Source organism: Pseudomonas sp. H3_E04 (genome assembly GCF_054668915.1).
Map to the genome: position 1 here is coordinate 5476643 of NZ_CP162797.1, position 22051 is coordinate 5498693.

Here is a 22051-nt window from a genome sequence, read left to right on the forward strand (position 1 = left end):
TCAGGAGTAATCCCGTGCTGACTCATCTCGATTCCCAAGGTCGCGCCAACATGGTCGACGTCACTGAAAAAGCCGTGACGTTCCGTGAAGCGACGGCTCAAGCGCTGGTGCGCATGCTCCCTGAAACCCTGCAGATGATCGTCAGCGGCGGCCACCCCAAGGGCGATGTGTTCGCCGTGGCGCGCATTGCCGGGATTCAGGCGGCGAAGAAAACCAGCGATCTGATTCCCCTGTGCCACCCGCTGATGCTGACTGGCGTCAAAGTCGAACTCAGCGCCGAAGGCGAAGACAGCGTGCGCATCGTCGCCCGCTGCAAGTTGTCCGGGCAGACCGGCGTCGAGATGGAAGCACTGACTGCCGCCAGCGTCGCCGCCCTGACCATCTACGACATGTGCAAAGCCGTCGATCGTGGCATGACCATCGAAAGCGTGCGTCTGCTGGAGAAAGTCGGCGGCAAGAGCGGCCACTTCCAGGCGGAGCAGGCATGAAACTGACCGTGAAATTTTTTGCCCGCTACCGTGAAGCGCTGGGCGTGGATTCGGTTGCGGTTGAAGGTGATTTCGCGACCATCGATGACGTTCGCGCACTGCTTGCGCAACGTGATGGCGCCGAGGTCTTGAGCGAGCAGAACCTGATGTGCGCGCGCAACGAAGATCTCTGCCAGCTCGACGAGCCGGTGGTCGATGGCGACGAAGTGGCGTTTTTTCCCACCGTGACCGGAGGCTGACCATGGCGATTCGCGTGCAGGCCACGCCGTTCGATCCGGGTGCTGAAGTCAATGCGATGCACGCGGCCAATGTCGGCGTTGGCGCGGTGGTGAGTTTTGTCGGTTACGTACGCGATTTCAACGATGGGCTCGACGTGGCCGGGATGTTTCTCGAGCACTATCCGGGCATGACCGAAAAGGCCCTCGGCAAGATTGCTGTCGAAGCCGAGCAGCGCTGGCCGCTGCTGAAACTTGAAGTGCTGCACCGCATCGGCGCGCTGGAGCCGGGCGAACCGATCGTCTTCGTCGGCGCCGCCAGCGCCCACCGCCAGGCCGCATTCGATGCCTGCGCCTTCGTCATGGACTACCTGAAAACCCGCGCGCCGTTCTGGAAGAAAGAAAACACCAGTGATGGACCACGTTGGGTCGAAGGGCGCGACAGTGATCATGCGGCTGCGGATCGCTGGAAAAAGTAATTCCTGTAGCGTCCTCTGGTCAGTCTTCGCGAGCAGGCTCGCTCCCACAATTGGAAAGCGTTCCCTTGTGGGAGCGAGCCTGCTCGCGAAGGCGTCATCTGTGACACCGAAAATCCTCCCCTCTCTACCCGATTGACGATTTGTACCTGAGAGTCCAGTATGGATTTCCAAGTACAAAAAAGCTTCTGTCTTGCAGCTATCAGCTTGCCGCTTGTAGCTGCTCTTCTTCGCCAAACCAACAACAACCCGCGAGAGAACGAACATGAAGAAACTCCCCCTCATCACCGGCCTTGCCTTCAGTCTGCTGGCCTGTGCCAGCAGCTTCGCTGCCGAGAAAACCCTGCGCATCGGTATCGAAGCGGCCTATCCGCCATTCGCGTCGAAAACCGACAAAGGTGAAATCGTCGGGTTCGACTACGACATCGGTAATGCCCTGTGTGCGCAGATGAAGGTCAAGTGCGTGTGGGTTGAAGGTGAGTTCGACGGGCTGATTCCTTCGCTGAAAGTGAAGAAGATCGACATGGCGCTGTCATCGATGACCATCAATGAAGATCGCAAGAAGTCGGTGGATTTCAGCCACAAGTACTACTTCACTTCCTCGCATCTGGTCATGAAGGAGGGCGCGACGGTGGATGATCAGTACGCCAGCCTCAAAGGCAAGAACGTCGGCGTGCAGCGCGCGACCACCACCGATCGTTATGCCACCGAAGTGTTCGAACCCAAGGGCATCAACGTCAAGCGCTACAGCAACAACGAAGAAATCTACATGGACCTGGCGGCGGGGCGCCTCGATGCGATTTTCGCCGACACCATTCCGCTTAACGACTTTCTGTCGATGCCGCGCGGCCAGGGTTATGCGTTTGTCGGGCCGGAGCTGAAGGACCCGAAGTACGTCGGCGAGGGTGCCGGGATTGCCGTGCGCAAGGGCAACGGTGAACTGGTCAGCCAGTTGAACAGCGCCATCGACGGGATTCGCGCGAGTGGCGAGTATCAGAAGATTTCCGAGAAGTATTTCAAGGCCGATATCTACGGCGATTGATCAAGCGCTTTCGCGAGCAGGCTCGCTCCCACAGGGGTAACGCATTCCAAATGTGGGAGCGAGCCTGCTCGCGAAGAGGCCAGCGCTAGCGATGCAAATCTTCAGCCCTTCAATTCCTTCAAATGCTTGTACACCGTCGCCCGCCCCATGTTCAGCACATTGGCCACGTAGTTCGAAGCGCTCTTGCCCTTGAACGCGCCCTCGGCGTGCAGTGCCAGCACCAGTTCGCGTTTGTGATCGCGGGTCAGCAGATTCAGGCTCAGCTGCCGTTCGCGCAGCCAGGCGTGAAGGAAGGTGTTGATGCGCTCCTGCCAGTCATCACGGAACAGCGAGTCCGGCTGCGGAATCAGTTTGCTCGGTGACAGAAACAGGTCCAGCGCCGCTTTGGCGTTCTCGAACAGGGAAATATTCAGATTGATGCACAGCACCGCCAGCGGACGACTTTCGCTGTCGCGCAGCACGGTGCTCAGGCTGCGAATTTTCTGACCGTCCCAGTTGAGCTTTTCGTAGGGGCCGATATTCCTGTCGCTGACATCCTCGCTGAGCATGTCTTCCAGCGACGAATCGTCGCCGATCTCGCGCTTGGACAGGTTATTGGCAATGTAGTCGACCTTCTGCGTGCGCAGGTCGTGCAGCACCACCTCGGCGTGCGGAAAGAACAGCGTAGCGATGGCGTCGGCGATGGCGCGGAAGTTATCCAGCGCCGGGTCGAATTCGGGGGCAGTCATGACAGTGGAGCTCCAGGCAGCGTCAGCGCCCCTTGTGCCGGGGCGCTGCGAGTGTGCCGCAATCTTTTGGGCGAGTCGATGCGATCAAGCCAGCCGGGCCGGGGAGAGCATGGCGCTGTCCAGACCGAATTCATGCAAGTGTTCAGGTAGCGGTTCGCCGCGCACCAGCGCCGCACTGGCCTGACCCATCGCCGGCGACGTCTGAATGCCGTAACCGCCCTGCGCGGCGACCCAGAACAGCCCCGGTATTTGCGGATCGAAGCCGCTGAGCAGATCACCGTCGGCGACGAAACTGCGCAGGCCTGCCCACGTGCGGGTCGGGCGGCGGATCGTCAGCGTGGTGGCCTCTTCGATCTGATAAATGCCCATGGCGATGTCGAGTTCTTCCGGCTGCACATCGTGTGGTTCGACCGGATCAGCGTTGGCCGGCGAGCCGAGAAACATGCCGGCGTCGGGCTTCATGTAGAAGGATTCGTCGAGGCTGACCAGCATCGGCCAATGATGAGTGTCCACACCCTCAGGGCCGGCAAAGATAAATGCGGCGCGGCGTTTCGCTTGCAGCCCCAGCGGCTGCGCACCGGCCAGGGCACCGATCTTGTCGGCCCAGGCACCGGCGGCGTTGATGATCACGGGGGCGCGGAACGTCTCGCCATTGGTCTGCACGTGCCACAGGCCATCGGCTTCGCGGCGCAGGCCAAGCACTTCGCAATCGGTGCGGACTTCGCCGTGGTTGCGCCGAATGCCGCGCAGGTAGCCCTGATGCAGCGCGTCGGTGTCGATGTCGCAGGCCGAAGGATCGTAGATCGCGCCGTGGACTTTGTCCCGGCGCAGGATCGGCAGGCGTGCGCAGGCTTCGTCGGCGCTGAGCAGTTGCATCTGCGGCACGGTGGCTTTGGCGCTGAGGTATTGATTGTTCAGCTCGGCGGGATCACCGATGAAGTCGACGGTCATTTCGCCACGCGGGGTCAGCAGCGGATGCTCGCAGAAGCCGCTTGGAGGATGGTCGAAGAACGCGCGGCTGGCCTGAGTCAGTGCGCGTACCTGTGCGGTGCCGTAGGCTGCGGTGTACAGCGCAGCGGAGCGTCCTGTGGAGTGATAGCCGGGATGGGTTTCACGCTCGAGCACGATCACTTTGCCGTGCGGCGCCAGCCAGAACCCGGTGGAAGCGCCGGCAATCCCGCCGCCGATGATGATGAAATCTGCGTGGCTCATGAAAACTCCCAAGTTATCGAGAACCCTGTAGGAGCTGCCGAGTGAAACGAGGCTGCGATCTTTTGATCTTGATCTTGTCCTTGAAAAACAGGATCAAAAGATCGCAGCCTTCGGCAGCTCCTACAGGAGATGTGTGGTGTCAGTGGTGCAGGTGATAAACCGCATTGGCGAGGGCAATGTCTTCCAGGCCCAAGCCGATTGAACGGAAGAACACGTGACGGTCGTAACCCGGGCGCTGCACTTTTTCGCTGAGCAAGTCGGCGAGGTCGCCGACAATCGAATCCTTGCTCCAGCCATGCTGTTCAGTGGCAATCAGCATCTCACCTGCCGACCCCGGCGTGGTCTGACGATAGTCGCAGAACACCTGCATGTCGCTGAGGCTTTGCGCTGGTACTTCATGGGCGCGGGGGGCGTTGGTGCTGATCGAGGTGATCAGCGCCGGTTTGCTTAACGTTGCAGGATCAATCACCGGCCCGGCCGACGAGGTGCAGAGCATGATCACATCCGCGTCGGCAACGGCGGTCTCGCGGCTGTCGGCAATCTTCAGTGACGGCGCGATGGACTTCAACGCAGCCTGTGTTTCCGCATCTTCCAGCAGCGACGGCGAGTACACGTTGATACTTTGCCAGTCGCGCAAGGTTCTGACGTAATGCAGATGCGCCTGAGCAACTTTGCCACTGCCGATGATCGCCAATCGTTGAACGTTCAACGGGGCGAGGGCGTCGACCGCCACCGCTGTGGTCGCGGCGGTACGTGCGGTAGTCAGTTCGCCGGCATCGCAGAGCAACAGCGGCTGACCGGTTTTCATCGACATCAGCAGGGTCCAGGCCGTCACCAGCGCACCCTGCTCACGCACGATGTACGGCGAAGTCTTCACTCCGTAGACACCATCCTCGGCCAGCACGCCCAAGTAGTTGATGAAGTCGCCGGCGCCCTGCGGGAATTCCACCAGTTGCTGCGCCGGCTGCATTGCGTTACCGGCCGCCAGATCGCGGAACAGCTTGCGCAGGATCTGCGGCACATCGATACGCGCCAACAGCTCATGGGCCCGGGCTTGATCGATCACGTAAGGCGTAGTGGACATTTCGCGCTCCGAAACTAAACTTATTTTTCCATTATGGACTTTTAGTTTAGCTGGGCAACCATCAGGCGTAAAAAAAAGCGCAGTCCGTTTCCGGCTGCGCTTTTTCGTATCGCGACGCTTACTGTGGACGCTTGCGCTCAACCGCACGCAGCAGATGCGTCGGCGGGGTTTCGCAGCTGATCTTGCGACCGAGTTTTTCTTCGATGGACGGCAACTGGTAAGAGTCGTCCTCGCCGGCAAAGCTGATCGACACGCCGTCAGCGCCGGCACGCCCGGTACGGCCGATGCGGTGCACGTAGTCGTCCGGGACTTCCGGCAGGGTGAAGTTGATCACGTGGCTGATGCCGTCGATGTGGATGCCGCGACCGGCGACATCGGTTGCGACCAGCACGCGAATCTTGCCTTCGCGGAAACCTTCCAGAGTCTTGATGCGCTTGTGCTGCGGCACGTCGCCGGACAGCTGCGCGGCGTTGATGCCGTCACGCACCAGGCGCTCTTCGATGCGGCGCACTTCGTCCTTGCGGTTGGCAAACACGATGACCCGCTCCCAACCGTTATCGTTGACCAGGTTGTAGAGCAGCTTGTATTTGTCGGCAGCGGCGACGGCGTAGATGTGCTGCTCGACGTTTTCATTGGCGACGTTGGTGATCTCGATTTCGACGATGGCCGGGTCGGTGGTCCATTGCTTGGCCAGATTCATCACGTCTTCAGTGAAGGTCGCGGAGAACAGCAGAGTCTGGCGCTCGGATTTCGGCGGGGTCTGACGAATGATCTGCCGCACCTGCGGGATGAAACCCATGTCGAGCATGCGGTCGGCTTCGTCCAGCACCATCACTTCGACCATGTCCAGGTGCACGTCGCCGCGCTGGTTGAAGTCGAGCAGGCGGCCCGGCGTCGCAACAAGAATGTCGCAGTGACGCGCTTCGAGGTGCTTGAGCTGTTTGTCGAAATCCATGCCACCGACGAAGGTCATTACGTTGAGGCCGGTGTATTTGGTCAGGTCAGCGGCGTCCTTGGCGATCTGCACCACCAGCTCGCGGGTCGGCGCGATGATCAGCGCACGCGGCTCGCCCATATAGCGCTCTTTCGGCGGCGGCGTTTGCAGCAATTGGGTGATGATCGAGATCAGGAACGCGGCGGTCTTGCCGGTGCCGGTCTGCGCGCGGCCGATGGCGTCTTTGCCGGCGAGGGTGAAACCCAGCACCTGCGCCTGGATCGGCGTGCAGTAAGGAAAACCCAGATCCTGAATGGCGTGCATCAGTTCCGGTGCAAGTTTGAAATCGTGAAAGCGGGTTTTGCCTTCCTGTGGCTCGACGACGAAGTCTTCGAGTTTCCATGGAATTACCGGTGCCTTGGGCTTCGGTTCGCGACGTGGTCTGGCCGGTTTCGGCGCTTCGCTGTGCGCAGTCTCGGCGGCAACAGGCGCGGCCGCAGCGGGTTTTTCTTCTGGCTTCGGTTTCGCTATGGAAGCGGGGCGGTCGGCCTGCGGGGCATCGGTGCGATGACCGGGGGCGTGCGACGGCGCACTGGGAACTGGCGCGAGCTGCTCAGCCTCGCTTTTACCGAACATTTTCTTGAGTGCTTTGAGCACGGTCATCTCATCAGTTGGTTAAGGAATGTACGCCGGCCAGTGTAATGCAAGAATCGGGCGCGGCGTAGTAGGAGGGATCAATGGGCGGGCATTGCTCGCGAATCAGCGCAGGCGTTCGCTCAGCCAGACGCCGACGTCGCGAATCTCTTCAGGTAACACTTCGTGCTCCATTGGGTATTCCTGCCATGTCACGGTGACACCATGCTTCACCAAATGCTCATAGGCACTGCGTCCCATCGAGTTCTGCACCACGCCATCGAACTGGCCGTGCAGACACAGCACCGGAATGCGCTGCTGACTGGCGGATAACTCCAGTTCGTCGCTGAACGTCGGCGCGTAAGTCGACAGCGCCAGCACCCCGCCCAACGGTCCCTGCCATTTCAGAAAAGCGGTGTGCAGTACCACCGCGCCACCTTGCGAAAACCCGGCAAGAAAAATCCGCGAGGCGTCTATTCCGCTGGCGCGCTCGTTTTCGATCAGTTCGATGATGCGGTCTGCCGAAGCTTCCAGCTCGTCGCGGTCGATCGCCCGGGCCGGGCTCATGGCTTTGATGTCGTACCAGCTGGGCATGGCATATCCGCCATTTATCGTCACTGGACGCGTCGGTGCCTGCGGCAGGACAAAACGCGTGCTCAGCAGGCTTTCCTGCAACGCCTCGGCCACCGGCAGGAAGTCGTAGCGGTCGGCGCCGAGGCCGTGCAGCCAGATCACGCAGGCATCTGCGGGCTTAACAGGCTGAAGAATCAAGGGCTCGGTCATGTCTGCTCCAATAATGTGCGGGCGCTCTCATTGAGTGCGTGATTGAAGTGCGCGCCCGGTTGATCCGTTAACAAGATGTCGCAAGGTTACAAGTTTAGCTATTGACGTGTCGCGCAATCACTTCGGCAAGCGGTGTGGTACGGCGTTTGCTATGGAGCTTTGCGTACGAAGCATCCGTTGCGCGGCGGTAACACTATCAGTGTCAGTCGCGCGATGGGATAGCAACGAATCCGGTGATGGATGTTCGCCAATGGCCGCTACGGGCTTAGCGAACGTGAAAGGGCTACAGCCCGTTCGGCCGATTGGTGAGAAGTGAGTGATCCATGATGTGGATTTTCTCCTACTAGACTCATAGCGAAGGTCTTACGTCGGTTGACCCCAAAAAAAGCCAACACGGGTCAACAACGCCTCAAAAGGGTGCGACAGGACTCAAGCTCCGACACAACAAGAGCAAAACTGGAGGTTTGAATGAAGATGTTGAAATCCACTCTGGCGGTCGTGACTGCTGCAGCAGTACTCGGTGTCAGCGGGTTCGCTCAGGCGGGTGCAACCCTGGATGCGGTACAGAAAAAAGGTTTCGTGCAGTGTGGCGTGAGCGACGGTCTGCCGGGCTTCTCGGTACCGGATGCGACCGGCAAGATCCTCGGCATCGACGCCGACGTCTGCCGCGCTGTGGCCGCAGCCGTTTTCGGCGACGCCAACAAGGTCAAGTTCAGCCAGTTGAACGCCAAGGAGCGCTTCACCGCGCTGCAGTCCGGCGAGATCGACATCCTGTCGCGCAACACCACCATGACCAGCTCCCGTGACGCGGGCATGGGCCTGAAATTTCCGGGCTTCATTACCTACTACGACGGCATCGGCTTCCTGGTGAACAACAAGCTGGGCGTGAAGAGTGCCAAAGAGCTGGACGGTGCAACCATCTGCATCCAGGCCGGTACCACCACCGAACTGAACGTTTCCGACTACTTCCGTGGCAACGGTCTGAAATACACCCCGATCACTTTCGACACCTCCGATGAAAGCGCCAAATCGCTGGAATCCGGTCGTTGCGACGTGCTGACCTCCGACAAATCCCAGCTGTTCGCCCAGCGCAGCAAGCTGGCTTCGCCGAAGGACTACGTGGTTCTGCCGGAAACCATTTCCAAAGAGCCACTGGGCCCGGTCGTGCGTAATGGCGACGACGAGTGGCTGGCCATCGTGCGTTGGGTAGGCTACGCGCTGCTCAATGCCGAAGAAGCCGGCATCACTTCGAAGAACGTCGAAGCTGAAGCCAAGTCGACCAAGAACCCGGACGTGGCCCGTATGCTCGGTGCTGACGGCGAATACGGCAAAGACCTGAAGCTGCCGAAAGACTGGGTTGTGCAGATCGTCAAGCAGGTCGGCAACTACGGTGAAATCTTCGAGAAAAACCTCGGCAAGAGCACTCCGCTGGAAATCGACCGTGGCCTGAACGCCCTGTGGAACAACGGCGGCATTCAGTACGCACCACCAGTGCGCTAATGGTTCTATCGCCCGGCGGGCCAACCGCCGGGTGATGTTCTTGTTCCATTTCTTCCGGGGCACTTCATGCAAAATTCTATCGGCGCACCAAAGCAGAGGTTCAGCCTCAGCGATCCACGAGTGCGTGCGTGGCTATTCCAGATCATCACCGTTGTGGCGGTGGTCTCGCTTGGCTGGTACCTGTTCGACAATACCCAAACCAACCTTCAGCACCGGGGCATCACCTCCGGTTTCAGCTTTCTGGAGCGCAGTGCCGGATTCGGCATCGCTCAAACCCTGATCGACTACACCGAAGCGGACAGTTACGCGCGGGTGTTTGTCATCGGCCTGCTCAATACCCTGTTGGTGACCTTTATCGGCGTGATCCTGGCGACGATCCTCGGTTTCATCGTCGGTGTAGCGCGGCTGTCGCAGAACTGGATCATCGCCAAGCTGGCGACGGTGTATGTGGAAGTGTTCCGCAACATTCCGCCACTGCTGCAGATCCTGTTCTGGTACTTCGCGGTGTTCCTGACCATGCCGGGGCCGCGCAACAGCCACAACTTCGGCGACACCTTCTTCGTCAGCAGCCGTGGCCTGAACATGCCGGCCGCAATCGCCGCTGACGGCTTCTGGGCCTTCGTGGTCAGCATCGTGCTGGCGATCGTCGGCATCGTGCTGATGTGCCGCTGGGCCAACAAGCGCTTCGAAGAAACCGGCGTACCGTTCCACAAGTTCTGGACTGGCCTGGCGATTCTGTTGGTGATCCCGACCCTGTGCGCGCTGATCTTCGGCGCTCCGCTGCACTGGGAGTTGCCTGAGCTCAAGGGCTTCAATTTTGTCGGTGGCTGGGTGCTGATCCCGGAATTGCTGGCGTTGACCCTGGCGCTCACCGTGTACACCGCAGCGTTCATCGCTGAAATCGTGCGTTCCGGGATCAAGTCGGTCAGCCACGGTCAGACCGAAGCGGCGCGTTCCCTCGGCCTGCGCAACGGCCCGACCCTGCGCAAGGTGATCATCCCGCAAGCCCTGCGCGTGATCATTCCGCCGCTGACGAGCCAATACCTCAACCTGGCGAAAAACTCCTCGCTGGCCGCCGGTATCGGCTATCCGGAAATGGTTTCGCTGTTCGCTGGCACCGTGCTCAACCAGACCGGGCAGGCCATCGAAGTGATTGCCATCACCATGAGCGTGTACCTGGCGATCAGTATCAGCATTTCCCTGCTGATGAACTGGTACAACAAGCGCATTGCGCTGATCGAGCGGTAAGGAAAAGCGCATGAGTACTCATACTTTCAAACCCGACATGCCTCCACCCAACAGCAGCATCGGTGTGGTGGCGTGGATGCGCGCGAACATGTTCTCCAGCTGGCTCAACACTCTGCTGACCCTGTTCGCGTTTTACCTGATCTACCTGGTCGTGCCACCGATCCTCAGTTGGGCGATCGTCGACGCCAACTGGGTCGGCACCACACGCGCCGACTGCACCAAGGAAGGCGCCTGCTGGGTGTTCATTCAGCAGCGTTTCGGCCAGTTCATGTACGGCTACTACCCGACCGAACTGCGCTGGCGCGTCGACCTGACCGTGTGGCTGGCGGTCATTGGCGCAGCCCCCCTGTTCATCTCGCGCGTGCCGCGTAAAGCGGTGTACGGCCTGAGCTTCCTGGTGCTGTACCCGATCATCGCCTTCACTTTGCTGCATGGCGGTTTCGGTCTGACCACCGTGCCGACCAGCCAGTGGGGTGGCCTGATGCTGACCCTGGTGATCGCCACCGTCGGCATCGCCGGAGCATTGCCGCTGGGCATCGTGCTGGCGCTGGGACGACGTTCGAACATGCCGGCGATTCGTGTGGTCTGCGTGACCTTCATCGAGTTCTGGCGCGGCGTGCCGTTGATCACGGTGTTGTTCATGTCCTCGGTGATGCTGCCGTTGTTCCTGCCCGAAGGCATGAACTTCGACAAGCTGCTGCGGGCGCTGATCGGTGTGATCCTGTTCCAGTCGGCCTACGTTGCCGAAGTAGTGCGCGGTGGTCTGCAGGCGATTCCCAAAGGGCAGTACGAAGCGGCTGCAGCGATGGGCCTCGGTTACTGGCGTTCGATGGGCCTGGTGATTCTGCCGCAAGCGCTGAAGCTGGTGATCCCGGGTATCGTCAACACGTTCATTGCGCTGTTCAAGGACACCAGTCTGGTGATCATCATCGGCCTGTTTGATCTGCTCAACAGCGTCAAGCAAGCCGCTGCCGACCCGAAATGGCTGGGCATGGCTACCGAAGGCTACGTGTTCGCCGCCTTGGTGTTCTGGATTTTCTGTTTTGGTATGTCGCGCTATTCCATGCATCTGGAACGCAAGCTCGACACTGGCCACAAGCGTTAGGAGTTCTCTGTAAATGAGCGAAGCAATCAAAAAGCCTGTGGGTCCGGAAGGCATCATCCAGATGCAGGGCGTGAACAAGTGGTACGGCCAGTTTCACGTACTCAAGGACATCAACCTCAACGTCAAACAGGGCGAGCGCATCGTCCTGTGCGGCCCGTCGGGTTCCGGTAAATCGACCACGATCCGTTGCCTGAATCGTCTGGAAGAACACCAGCAGGGCCGCATCGTCGTCGATGGCGTGGAACTGACCAACGACCTCAAGCAGATCGAAGCGATCCGTCGCGAAGTCGGCATGGTGTTCCAGCACTTCAACCTGTTCCCGCACCTGACCATCCTGCAGAACTGCACCTTGGCGCCGATGTGGGTGCGCAAGATGCCCAAGCGCAAGGCCGAAGAAATTGCCATGCACTACCTGGAACGCGTACGCATTCCGGAGCAGGCGCACAAATATCCGGGGCAACTGTCCGGCGGTCAGCAACAGCGTGTGGCGATCGCCCGCGCCTTGTGCATGAAGCCGAAAATCATGCTGTTCGACGAACCGACTTCAGCACTCGATCCGGAGATGGTGAAGGAAGTGCTCGACACCATGATCGGTCTGGCCGAAGACGGTATGACCATGCTCTGCGTGACCCACGAAATGGGCTTCGCCCGCACCGTGGCCAATCGCGTGATCTTCATGGACAAGGGCGAAATCGTTGAACAGGCCGCGCCGAATGACTTCTTCGACAATCCGCAGAATGATCGGACCAAGTTGTTCTTGAGTCAGATTTTGCATTGATGGTGGATGAGTAAAAAACAACCCGGCCATGTGCCGGGTTGTTTTTTCGGGCTCAGGAAACCGAAAGGGATTCATGTTCTTTGTGGACGATGTGCTCGAAACCTCTCAAATCTGCACCTTCGCCAAGAGTCTTTGCATCGGTTAGCAAATATGGGTAACGATCCAATAAACGCATCAGCAGTATGAGTGCCTTGGGCGGCAAGATTTCGCCGCGCTCGTAGCGAGAGAATGCGTTATGCCCACCCCCAGATAGCAGTTGCACCGTCTCTTTTTGCGTCAGATGCAATTTGCGGCGGATACGCTTCATCTCGTCGCCGATCATTTTCCTGGCAGCGATGACCAACTCATCACCTGCGTCGCAATAACGTTCCGCGCTATCGGTATCGGCGTCCCATTCGACCTCGCCGCAGTTCTGGCACTCCCAGCCAGAAAGATCATCCACACGCCGCTCCATGCCTTTGACTTTCAGGGTTTCGCCGCGCCCCTGAAAATGCCTCATTCCCTCACGTGCACCGCAACTGACACATTGCTGGGTTTTCATGGGTTTTTCTCCTTGAAGGAGATCACCGGTGGGCTGCCGCCGGGGCGGTAGGTCACCTTGATGTAAATCTCCTGATCTCGTGAATTGATGTGATACACGTCTTGCCAGATTCGATGATCCTCATAAGTAGTCATCGATTTGTACAACATCCTGGTTTGTAGCTCGAAAACAATCTCCTGCATTTCGCTGACATTGAAACCGAGCTTCTCAGCTGACCTTACTGAAGTTTTGGTGAAAGCGTTTTGACCCAGTCGCCTCACTTCAGACTTGATCAGCGCCAAGTCGTAATGGGGTGTGTTCTTTTCCATAAGAAGCCAAAACCCTGTCCCTGAAATTACCCTTAAAGGGTAATTTTGACCAATCGAAAATGCCGCTCCATGTGTCTCCGATTGACCCTAGGTGGTTGCCGTCCTACATGGGTCTGACTAACATGTCGGAAAATTCATCCTATGATTGGATGAAAAGGCGAGGCTCATGTCTGAAATTTCCCCTTTGATCAAGCGATCCCTGGTCGATCAGGCTTTGGATCAACTGCGTCAGCGCATCAACAGCGGTGCGTGGCAGGTCGGCGAGCGCTTGCCTACCGAGCCGGAGCTGTGCGCCGAGCTGGGCATCAGCCGCAACACGGTGCGTGAGGCGATGCGTGTTCTGGCGTTCTCGGGATTGATCGAAATTCGCCAGGGCGACGGCAGTTATCTGCGCGCGGTGGTCGATCCGCTGGATACGCTGAAAGCCTTGTCCCGCTGTTCGTTGGAGCAGGCCCGGGAGACCCGACACATCCTTGAAGTCGAGGCCATCGGCCTGGCGGCGTTGCGCCGTACCGATGAGGATCTGGCGGCGCTGCGCGAAGCGCTCGGCACCAGCGGCAGCCACTACCACGGCGATCTCGATACCTATATCGCCTGCGATCTGGTGTTCCATCGCCGACTGGTCGACGCCGCGCATAACCCGACCCTTAGTGAGCTGTATCGCTATTTCTCCAGCATCGTCGGCGCGCAATTGCGCCAGACCCTGAATATCTCCCCGCGCCGTCAGGAAGTGTTCGATCTGCACATCGCGTTGCTCGATGCGGTCGAGCAACGCGACCCGGAACGGGCCAAAGCCTTATCGAGGCAACTGATCAATGAACCTTGAAACCGAGAAAACCATGTCCCGCAGTGAGTTATCCACAGCGTCGCAGCGCTCCCCCGAACTTGAAGAGTTGCTGATCGATGCCGAGGCGGATGACGAGCAGGTGCAGCAAAGCCATCCGGTGGTAAAACGCCCATGGCTGTTGCTGCTCGGGCTGATTCTGGTGGCACTGAACCTGCGCCCGGCGTTGTCGAGCATGGCGCCCTTGCTCAGCGAGGTCTCCAGAAGCCTCGGGCTGTCTGCGGCGCAGGCGGGATTGCTGACCACGTTGCCGGTGCTGTGCCTGGGCTTGTTCGCACCATTGGCGCCGATCCTTGCGCGGCGGTTTGGTGCCGAGCGCGTGGTGTTGGGAATTCTGCTGACACTGGCCGGGGGGATTATCCTGCGCAGCAATTTCGGTGAGATCGGGTTGTTCGCCGGCAGCGTCCTTGGCGGCGCCAGTATTGGCATTGTCGGTGTGCTGCTGCCAGGCATTGTCAAACGCGATTTCGCCAAACATGCCGGGACCATGACCGGCGTCTACACCATGGCCCTGTGCCTGGGCGCGGCAATGGCCGCGGGTTCGACCGTGCCGCTGAGTGAACACTTCGGTAACAGCTGGGCGATGGGCCTGGGGTTCTGGGTAATTCCGGCATTGGTGGCGGCGGTATTCTGGTTGCCACAAGTCGGCTCGAAGCACGGTGCGCACAACGTCGCTTATCGCGTGCGCGGGTTGCTGCGTGATCCGCTGGCCTGGCAGGTGACCTTGTACATGGGCCTGCAATCGTCGCTGGCCTACATTGTGTTTGGCTGGTTGCCGTCGATCCTCATCGGGCGCGGGCTGACACCGACTCAGGCCGGATTGGTGCTGTCCGGCTCGGTGATCATTCAACTGGCCAGTTCGCTGGCCGCGCCGTGGCTGGCGACCCGTGGCAAAGATCAGCGTCTGGCGATCGTTGTGGTCATGGCGCTGACCCTGGCCGGCCTGTTCGGTTGCCTCTATGCACCGATCGAAGGTTTGTGGGGCTGGGCCATTCTGCTCGGGCTGGGGCAGGGCGGTACGTTCAGTCTGGCCCTGACCCTGATCGTGCTGCGCTCACGCGACTCCCATGTCGCGGCGAACCTGTCGAGCATGTCGCAGGGCTTTGGCTACACCCTGGCGTCCATGGGGCCGTTTGCCGTGGGCGTGGTGCATGACTGGACCGGCGGCTGGAATGCGCTGGGCTGGATTTTCGGCATTATCGGCGCCGGTGCGATCCTCGCCGGGCTGGGTGCAGGGCGCGCGTTGTATGTGCAGGTGCAAAGCGAAAAGATCTGAATGCACTGGGTGCAAATGTGGGAGCGAGCCTGCTCGCGAAAAGGGTGTTTCGGTCAACATAGATGCTGAATGTTGAATTGCCTTCGCGAGCAGGCTCGCTCCCACAAGGGTTTTGCGTATTGCCGATAGTGTTTCTGCGCGCGGCAGATTATCGTGCTGGCAATCTGTACCTATTTTTTTGGAGACTGCCTTGAGCGAAGCCCATAGCGCCCTCATCAACCGCTTCTACCAAGCCTTTCAGCGCCTTGACGCAGAAGCCATGGCCGCCTGCTACACCGATGACGTGGTCTTCAGTGATCCGGCCTTCGGCGAGTTGCGCGGGCGCGATGCCGGCGACATGTGGCGCATGCTGACTACCCGCGCCAAGGATTTCTCCCTGGCCTTCGACAACGTCCGCGCCGACGAGCGCACCGGCGGCGCGCATTGGGTGGCGACTTACCTGTTCAGCCAGACCGGCAATGTCGTGGTCAACGATATCCAGGCGCGCTTCGTCTTCCGTGACGGCAAGATCTGTGAGCACCACGACCACTTCGATCTGTGGCGTTGGTCGCGGCAGGCGTTGGGTTTCAAGGGCTTGCTACTGGGCTGGACACCGCTGGTGCGCAACGCCGTGCGTGCTCAGGCGCGCAAGGGCCTGAAGGCATTTCAGGCCGGGCGCTGATAAGATCGCCGCCTGTTTTCCTACATGTTCAGATCACCCAAGTGACCAGTCTTAGCGAACAATCCGTCGATGCTGCCGAGCCAGTGAGCAAATCCTGGTTCGTCTACCTCGTGCGTGCCGCCAATGGCTCGTTGTACTGCGGAATCAGCGACGACCCGGTGCGCCGTTTCGCCAAGCACCAGAGCGGCAAGGGCGCGCGGTTCTTCCTCTCCAGCCCGGCGATGGCGCTGGTTTATACAGAACGTTGCCAGGACAAGAGCGATGCTCTGCGTCAAGAACGGCTGATCAAGAAGCTGCGCAAGAGCGCCAAGGAATGCCTCGTCGCGTCTTATCAATCTGACTGATTGGTTCCCATCAGGCAGATCGGTAGGCCTGCCAGGTAATGCACGCTAAGCTGCGGATTCACTTTTCCAGCGGCGGAGCCGAGCATGTCCGAGTTGATTCTGCACCATTACCCGACCTCTCCATTTGCCGAAAAGGCCCGCCTGCTGCTGGGCTTCAAAGGCCTGTCCTGGCGTTCGGTGCATATTTCCCCGGTGATGCCAAAGCCGGATCTGACCGCCCTGACCGGCGGCTACCGCAAGACCCCAGTGCTGCAGATCGGTGCTGACATCTATTGCGACACCGCGTTGATCGCTCGACGCCTGGAACAGGAAAAAGCCCTGCCGGCGTTCTTCCCCGAAGGCCAGGAAATGACCAGCGCCAGTTTTGCGGCGTGGGCCGACTCGGTAGTGTTTCAGCACGCGGTGAGTCTGGTGTTCCAGCCGGAATCGGTGGCCGTGCGTTTCGGCAAATTGCCGCCGGAAGCGATCAAGGCATTCCTGGCCGATCGCGCCGGTTTGTTCAGCGGTGGCAGCGCTACGCGTTTGTCTGCCGAGCAGGCCAAGCATCAATGGCCGACGATCATGGCGCGTCTGGAACAGCAGTTGCAGCGCGAGCAGGGCGACTTCCTTTTCGGCGAGCCTTCGATTGCCGACTTCGCGCTGGCGCATCCGCTGTGGTTCCTCAAGGCGACCCACGTCACGGCGCCGCTGGTGGATGAATATCCGGCGGTTGCGGCGTGGCTGGGTAGAGTGCTGGGGTTCGGCCATGGCGCAGCGAGCGAGATGTCTTCCGCCGAGGCACTGGAGATCGCGCGTAACGCGACGCCGGCGGGATTGCCGGATGAGCAGTTCGTTGATCCGAACGGCTTCAAGGCGGGCCAGCAAGTGGCGATTGCCGCTATCGATTACGGCGTCGACCCGGTGGTCGGTGAGTTGCTGTTTGCCGGTAGCGAAGAGTTGATCATTCGCCGTGAAGACGAGCGTGGCGGCGTGGTGCATGTGCACTTCCCGCGCTTTGGGTTCCGTATCGAAGCGCGCTAAAAGCAAAAGATCGCAGCCATCGGCAACTCCTGCACCGATCTCATGTAGGAGCTGCCGAAGGCTGCGATCTTTCGATCTTGATGTTATTTCAGGGCAGCGAGGATTTCTTCCGGATCAAACCCGCGAATCAACGTACCGTTCACATCGATCAGCGGAATCCCGCGTCCACCCAATGCCTCATACGCCTTGCGCGCATCGGCATCCTTCTCGATATCGAACTCCTTGAACGCAATACCCTTGCTGTCGAGAAAGCGCTTGGTCTGCTTGCAGTAGCCGCACCAGTCGGTAGCGTAGAGCACGACATTGGCCTGCGCCCGCGTCTGCTCCGAGACCATTTGCGAGGGGTTGAACACCCGCTCGATCTTGCCCCAGTTCTGATAGATCACGACCACCAGCAGCACCAGGGCGACTTTTTTCAGCACATTGCCGAGCATCAGTTACGCCGCTTCAACTGGTCGGTCAGCGAAGTCGGCAGGCCTTTGATGATCAGGGTGCCGTTCTCTTCGTCGTACTCGATCTTCGAACCCAGCAGATGCGCTTCGAAGCTGATCGACAGGCCTTCGGCGCGGCCGGTGAAGCGGCGGAATTGGTTGAGGGTACGTTTGTCTGCCGGGATCTCCGGCGACAGGCCATAGTCCTTGTTGCGGATGTGATCGTAGAAGGCTTTCGGGCGTTCTTCGTCGATCAGCTCCGACAGCTCCTCAAGACCCATCGGTTCGCCGAGCTTGGCCTGGCTGCTGGCGTAGTCGACCAAAGTCTTGGTCTTCTCCCGGGCCGAATCTTCCGGCAGGTCTTCGCTTTCGACAAAGTCACTGAAGGCCTTGAGCAGTGTGCGCGTCTCGCCGGGGCCGTCGACGCCTTCCTGGCAGCCGATGAAGTCGCGGAAGTACTCCGAGACTTTCTTGCCGTTCTTGCCTTTGATGAACGAGATGTACTGTTTCGACTGCTTGTTGTTCTGCCACTCCGAGACATTGATCCGCGCTGCCAGATGCAATTGGCCAAGGTCGAGATGGCGCGAGGGCGTTACGTCGAGCTCGTCGGTCACCGCCACGCCTTCGCTATGGTGCAGCAGGGCAATTGCCAGGTAGTCAGTCATGCCCTGCTGATAGTGGGCAAACAGCACGTGGCCGCCCACGGAGAGGTTGGATTCTTCCATCAGCTTCTGCAGATGCTCAACCGCCACTTTACTGAACGCGGTGAAGTCACGGCCGCCTTCCATGTACTCCTTCAGCCAGCCGCTGAAGGGGAACGCGCCGGATTCCGGATGGAACAGGCCCCAGGCTTTGCCCTGTTTGGCGTTGTAGCTTTCGTTGAGGTCGGCGAGCATGTTTTCGATGGCTGCGGACTCGGCCAGTTCAGAGTCACGGGCGTGCAGAACTGCGGGCGTGCCGTCGGGTTTTTTGTCGATCAGGTGGACGATGCAATGACGGATCGGCATGGGCTTCTCGGCTGTTGGAAGGGAGGAGGGCAGGCTCCCCCGAAAAAGCGCTCAGTGTAACCGAATCTCCAGCCGAGGCTCTGCGTAGGAGCTGCCGAAGGCTGCGATCTTTTGATCTTGTTTTTGAAAAAGCAAAGTCCAAAGATCGCAGCCTTCGGCAGCTCCCACAGGGGGGCCAAGGCTTAAATCGACGCAAGCGGCCGGCCTTAAGCGGTTTTTTACCGATTTAGCGCAATAAAGCTGACCAAATGGGTAGCTAGAGGCGGATATTTCCTTGTCGCTGTGCTAGTTTTGCCCGGTCTTACGCGAAGTCACTGCGTTAAGCGTGCATTCAGCATTTGTCAGGTCGAACCAAACCCTGATTTCGGCATCTATAACCCGACTCGTCGTGGTTATCGCCGAGGGTGCCAGATCCAGAAGATCGGGCTCGATGGCTGACACTGCACTCTGCAATCCATATGAATTTGATAGGGAAGGAACACTACATGGCTCTTACTAAAGACCAACTGATCGCCGACATCGCTGAAGCTATCGACGCGCCGAAAACCACCGCGCGTAACGCTCTGGACCAACTGGGCCAAATCGTTGCCGATCAGCTGGAAAACGGCGGCGAAATCACCTTGCCAGGTATCGGCAAGCTGAAAGTGACCGAGCGTCCTGCCCGCACCGGCCGTAACCCTTCGACTGGCGCTGCCATCGAAATCCCTGCAAAGAAAGTGATCAAGCTGGTTGTGGCCAAAGGCCTGACCGACGCTGTGAACAAGTAAGACGCAGCGATAAAAAAACCGTGCTTCGGAGTGATCCGGGGCACGGTTTTTTTGTGTCTGTGATTCGTTGATGTCACCAAGGTCTTTGTGGGTGCACGTCCCGTAGGAGCTGCCGAAGGCTGCGATCTCTTGATCTTGTTTTTGCCAATCCAGGATCAGGATCAAGATCAAAAGATCGCAGCGTGCCGCAGCTCCTACAGGGGCATCTGCGCAGCTATCAGCGCACCCAGCGCTCGCGCCGCCAGATCTGCTGCTCGGACTTGGTCTGGAACGTCCACGCAACAAAGCGGCTCTGCTTCTGCCCCTGCGACATCTCCACGACCTGGCTTTCCAGCACGCCAGCCTTCTTCAATGCTGTCTCGATCGCCGGTAGGTTCGAGGCCTTCGACACCAGCGTGCTGAACCACAACACCTTGTGCTGGAAGTTCGCGCTCTCGGCAATCAACTGCGTCACGAAGCGCGCTTCACCGCCTTCACACCACAGCTCCGCCGATTGCCCGCCGAAGTTCAGCACCGGCAATTTGCGTTTCGGATCAGCCTTGCCCAAGGCGCGCCATTTGCGCTCGCTGCCCTTGGTCGCTTCTTCCATGGAGGCGTGGAACGGCGGGTTGCACATGGTCAGGTCGAAACGCTCGCCCGGCTCCAGCAAGCCAATGAGGATGTGCTTGCGGTTTTCCTGCTGGCGCAGCTGGATCACCTTGCTCAGATCGTTGGACTGCACGATGGCTCGGGCCGCCGCCACGGCCGTCGGGTCGATTTCCGAGCCGAGGAAGTGCCAGCGGTATTCGCTGTTGCCGATCAGCGGATAAACGCAGTTGGCGCCCATGCCGATGTCCAGCACATTGACGATCGCGCCGCGCGGGACCTTGCCGTCGTTCATGCTCGCCAGCAGGTCGGCGAGAAAATGCACATAGTCGGCACGCCCCGGAACCGGAGGGCACAGGTAGTCCGCCGGAATGTCCCAATGCTGGATGCCGTAGAACGCCTTGAGCAGCGCCCGGTTGAACACACGCACCGCGTCGGGGCTGGCGAAGTCGATGCTTTCCTTGCCGTACGGGTTGGTGATCACGTACTTGGCCAGTTCCGGCGTGGTCTTGATCAGCGCCGGAAAGTCGTAACGACCCTGATGGCGATTGCGCGGATGCAGGCTGGCCTTCTCGCGCGGCTCGACGGCTTTGCTCGGGGACGCGGCGTCAGGCTTCTTGCGCGCAGGTTTTGGTGTGCGGGGGGCGGTCATGGGCGTGGTCGATTCGGGTATGGCTGAAAGTGGTGGGTATTGTCCCACAAAGTCGCCACGAGAAGCCCACCCATGCGTCCGCCTTGCTTTCAGTCAATTTTGCAGGATCCCGCCATTCCCTTGCGCAATGCTACGAATATGACGTAGCGGAGTTGGCATCAAGACAGCAAATGTTTGGGGGCGTCTAGGCTTATATCAAAACCAAGCCCTATGTCTCCTACCTCAAACAGGTTTTTTGATGTCTTGTAACGTCCAGTTGCGGTGATCAGGGTGTCATTGGCAAAGTATTCAATTACGTCATCGTAGTGTTCTTCGTCAAAAGTACAGATCAAATCTTCCTTTTGATCAGGACGATTACGCAAAGTAAACCTCCGATGATCTTTGTCCAATTCTCGGATTACTCCACTGACTTGCATCAACTGTTCTTCTTCGGTTTTCTTTTTAACCAATGCCTGAGTAATGGTTTTGCGATCAAAACGGCTGATAAGTATTTTCTGAGAGCTGCCAATCAGTTGTCCGCGGAGCTCTACACTCTCAATCTGTCCATGGGCTGGAGGCGCTAATTCTTTGAGCGCCTGTAAAACATAGCCTTCCGGTTCTGCATGCGAGGTAGGGTTGGTTAGCCAGGCAAATGCATCCTTCAGCTTGCTCGTTCCGTTTCCGTAAAGCACCAGGCCTTTCTTCAATGATTCATCATGTTCATCAGTCGGGGCAGAAAAGGATACTTCGAAACTGTTAAAGGCGAATCTTACAGCGGGTAAATCATAAGAGCGTCTAAAGCTTTCTTCTGGTCTGCCGTAAGATTCACTTGGCATGACGGCTTCGAGGAGTCTTTTTAACGCGGAAGTTGGACCCGTTACCGCCTTGGCGATGACGCTGGCCGGAACCTGTCCTTCCCTTAAGCCATCACCGATCAGGCGATATGACAACAGGGGCATGTGTTCCAGATACAGAGTGGCATCTTGCTTCGGTTTGTATTCTGCCGGAACGTCATTTATTTCATCGACAACCCAGGCATTCTTCGGCTCCATTGAATAGGAGCAATCGACTGCCCATAACCAAGGTTGTTTGAGGAGGTCATGAACGGTCCTCTTGCCACTCTTCAACATATTTATTTGCGATTCTGTTGTCGTCGTAACGAGGTAGCGAAGAGTTTTAGTGAGTCGGTCATCCAAGCTTTCATACCAAAAACGCATCAATCGATCGCTATCAGTTGTCACAAAAATCTTCGGACCATCGAACTCGTACAGAACCTCTGAAATTTCAAGGGGATTAAATGGCTCGATCGCCACTTTTGGAGTCGTAATTGTCCAGTTCATCTTAAGACTCCTTTATTACGGCGAACAAAGTGCTACGAGAAAGGTTTGCGTATGGCCACCATGTCGAGTG

General features: G+C 58.7%; 25 protein-coding genes. 14 read left to right on the top strand and 11 right to left on the bottom strand.

Annotation, left to right across the window (positions count from 1 at the left end; all coding sequences use genetic code 11):
* Positions 1-14 precede the first annotated feature (14 nt).
* From moaC to AB4N53_RS24595, 4 genes are all read left to right on the top strand, one after another.
* Positions 15-488: a cyclic pyranopterin monophosphate synthase MoaC gene (moaC, locus tag AB4N53_RS24580; protein ID WP_460124207.1), complete on the top strand. Its 474-nt coding sequence runs from the start codon at positions 15-17 to the stop codon at positions 486-488.
* A complete protein-coding gene (locus AB4N53_RS24585; protein ID WP_460124210.1) occupies positions 485-727 on the top strand; it encodes a MoaD/ThiS family protein in 243 nt (80 codons plus the stop codon). The genes moaC and AB4N53_RS24585 overlap by 4 nt, the downstream gene beginning before the upstream one ends.
* Before the next feature lie 2 nt (positions 728-729).
* Positions 730-1182 carry a molybdopterin synthase catalytic subunit MoaE gene (moaE, locus tag AB4N53_RS24590; RefSeq protein WP_016771590.1) on the top strand — a complete coding sequence of 151 codons (453 nt, stop codon included), beginning with the start codon at positions 730-732 and terminating at the stop codon, positions 1180-1182.
* Between the two features lie 262 nt (positions 1183-1444).
* Entirely contained in the window at positions 1445-2221 is a 777-nt protein-coding gene (locus tag AB4N53_RS24595; RefSeq protein WP_460124213.1) for an ABC transporter substrate-binding protein, read from the top strand.
* Positions 2222-2322: 101 nt separating this feature from the next.
* Here the strand turns inward: AB4N53_RS24595 and AB4N53_RS24600 are convergent, their stop codons facing one another.
* The 5 genes from AB4N53_RS24600 to AB4N53_RS24620 form a co-directional block, all read right to left on the bottom strand.
* Entirely contained in the window at positions 2323-2949 is a 627-nt protein-coding gene (locus tag AB4N53_RS24600) for a helix-turn-helix transcriptional regulator (RefSeq protein ID WP_016771588.1), read from the bottom strand.
* A gap of 84 nt (positions 2950-3033) precedes the next feature.
* Entirely contained in the window at positions 3034-4161 is a 1128-nt protein-coding gene (locus tag AB4N53_RS24605) for an NAD(P)/FAD-dependent oxidoreductase (RefSeq protein ID WP_460124216.1), read from the bottom strand.
* A 139-nt stretch (positions 4162-4300) separates the two neighbouring features.
* Positions 4301-5245: an ornithine cyclodeaminase family protein gene (locus AB4N53_RS24610; RefSeq protein ID WP_460124218.1), complete on the bottom strand. Its 945-nt coding sequence runs from the start codon at positions 5243-5245 to the stop codon at positions 4301-4303.
* A gap of 118 nt (positions 5246-5363) precedes the next feature.
* Positions 5364-6842: an ATP-dependent RNA helicase RhlB gene (rhlB, locus tag AB4N53_RS24615; protein WP_460124221.1), complete on the bottom strand. Its 1479-nt coding sequence runs from the start codon at positions 6840-6842 to the stop codon at positions 5364-5366.
* Positions 6843-6938: 96 nt separating this feature from the next.
* Positions 6939-7595: an alpha/beta hydrolase gene (locus tag AB4N53_RS24620; protein ID WP_460124224.1), complete on the bottom strand. Its 657-nt coding sequence runs from the start codon at positions 7593-7595 to the stop codon at positions 6939-6941.
* Positions 7596-8063: 468 nt separating this feature from the next.
* Between AB4N53_RS24620 and AB4N53_RS24625 the strand changes: the two genes are divergently transcribed.
* The 4 genes from AB4N53_RS24625 to AB4N53_RS24640 all read left to right on the top strand — a co-directional run bounded on the left by AB4N53_RS24625 (position 8064) and on the right by AB4N53_RS24640 (position 12226).
* Positions 8064-9095: an amino acid ABC transporter substrate-binding protein gene (locus AB4N53_RS24625; protein ID WP_016771583.1), complete on the top strand. Its 1032-nt coding sequence runs from the start codon at positions 8064-8066 to the stop codon at positions 9093-9095.
* A gap of 66 nt (positions 9096-9161) precedes the next feature.
* Positions 9162-10343 carry an amino acid ABC transporter permease gene (locus tag AB4N53_RS24630; protein ID WP_460124227.1) on the top strand — a complete coding sequence of 394 codons (1182 nt, stop codon included), beginning with the start codon at positions 9162-9164 and terminating at the stop codon, positions 10341-10343.
* Between the two features lie 10 nt (positions 10344-10353).
* Positions 10354-11448, top strand: a complete 1095-nt coding sequence (locus tag AB4N53_RS24635; protein WP_460124230.1) for an amino acid ABC transporter permease — start codon at positions 10354-10356, stop codon at positions 11446-11448.
* 13 nt (positions 11449-11461) lie between these two features.
* A complete protein-coding gene (locus AB4N53_RS24640) occupies positions 11462-12226 on the top strand; it encodes an amino acid ABC transporter ATP-binding protein (protein WP_016771581.1) in 765 nt (254 codons plus the stop codon).
* Between the two features lie 52 nt (positions 12227-12278).
* Here the strand turns inward: AB4N53_RS24640 and AB4N53_RS24645 are convergent, their stop codons facing one another.
* Positions 12279-12767: a type II toxin-antitoxin system MqsA family antitoxin gene (locus AB4N53_RS24645; protein ID WP_122601891.1), complete on the bottom strand. Its 489-nt coding sequence runs from the start codon at positions 12765-12767 to the stop codon at positions 12279-12281.
* Entirely contained in the window at positions 12764-13075 is a 312-nt protein-coding gene (locus AB4N53_RS24650; RefSeq protein ID WP_122601892.1) for a type II toxin-antitoxin system MqsR family toxin, read from the bottom strand. Before AB4N53_RS24650 ends, AB4N53_RS24645 begins: the two co-directional genes overlap by 4 nt.
* Positions 13076-13241: 166 nt before the next feature.
* On the opposite strand from AB4N53_RS24650, the gene AB4N53_RS24655 reads away from it, so the two are divergent.
* The 5 genes from AB4N53_RS24655 to AB4N53_RS24675 all read left to right on the top strand — a co-directional run bounded on the left by AB4N53_RS24655 (position 13242) and on the right by AB4N53_RS24675 (position 17220).
* Positions 13242-13901 (top strand): FadR/GntR family transcriptional regulator, encoded by a 660-nt coding sequence (locus AB4N53_RS24655; protein ID WP_460124235.1) that lies wholly within the window; start codon positions 13242-13244, stop codon positions 13899-13901.
* Positions 13891-15195 (top strand): CynX/NimT family MFS transporter, encoded by a 1305-nt coding sequence (locus tag AB4N53_RS24660; protein WP_460124238.1) that lies wholly within the window; start codon positions 13891-13893, stop codon positions 15193-15195. Before AB4N53_RS24655 ends, AB4N53_RS24660 begins: the two co-directional genes overlap by 11 nt.
* Before the next feature lie 190 nt (positions 15196-15385).
* Positions 15386-15856, top strand: coding sequence for a nuclear transport factor 2 family protein (locus AB4N53_RS24665; protein WP_460124241.1), 471 nt, complete (start codon positions 15386-15388; stop codon positions 15854-15856).
* Positions 15857-15897: 41 nt separating this feature from the next.
* Complete coding sequence (locus AB4N53_RS24670; RefSeq protein ID WP_434767794.1) at positions 15898-16200, top strand: GIY-YIG nuclease family protein; 303 nt, start codon at positions 15898-15900, stop codon at positions 16198-16200.
* Positions 16201-16284: 84 nt separating this feature from the next.
* Positions 16285-17220 carry a glutathione S-transferase family protein gene (locus AB4N53_RS24675; protein WP_460124245.1) on the top strand — a complete coding sequence of 312 codons (936 nt, stop codon included), beginning with the start codon at positions 16285-16287 and terminating at the stop codon, positions 17218-17220.
* Positions 17221-17303: 83 nt separating this feature from the next.
* On the opposite strand, the gene AB4N53_RS24680 is transcribed toward AB4N53_RS24675, so the two are convergent.
* Both AB4N53_RS24680 and yejK read right to left on the bottom strand, forming a co-directional pair.
* Entirely contained in the window at positions 17304-17654 is a 351-nt protein-coding gene (locus AB4N53_RS24680) for a glutaredoxin family protein (protein ID WP_460124248.1), read from the bottom strand.
* A complete protein-coding gene (yejK, locus tag AB4N53_RS24685) occupies positions 17654-18658 on the bottom strand; it encodes a nucleoid-associated protein YejK (RefSeq protein ID WP_039759184.1) in 1005 nt (334 codons plus the stop codon). Before yejK ends, AB4N53_RS24680 begins: the two co-directional genes overlap by 1 nt.
* A gap of 485 nt (positions 18659-19143) precedes the next feature.
* Between yejK and AB4N53_RS24690 the strand changes: the two genes are divergently transcribed.
* On the top strand, positions 19144-19425 hold the full coding sequence (locus AB4N53_RS24690) for an HU family DNA-binding protein (RefSeq protein WP_003221909.1): 282 nt from the start codon (positions 19144-19146) through the stop codon (positions 19423-19425).
* Between the two features lie 217 nt (positions 19426-19642).
* Here the strand turns inward: AB4N53_RS24690 and rlmF are convergent, their stop codons facing one another.
* Together rlmF and AB4N53_RS24700 are read right to left on the bottom strand one after the other, a co-directional pair.
* Entirely contained in the window at positions 19643-20662 is a 1020-nt protein-coding gene (rlmF, locus tag AB4N53_RS24695; RefSeq protein WP_016771571.1) for a 23S rRNA (adenine(1618)-N(6))-methyltransferase RlmF, read from the bottom strand.
* 158 nt (positions 20663-20820) lie between these two features.
* Positions 20821-21981, bottom strand: coding sequence for a hypothetical protein (locus AB4N53_RS24700; RefSeq protein WP_460124251.1), 1161 nt, complete (start codon positions 21979-21981; stop codon positions 20821-20823).
* Positions 21982-22051 lie beyond the last annotated feature (70 nt).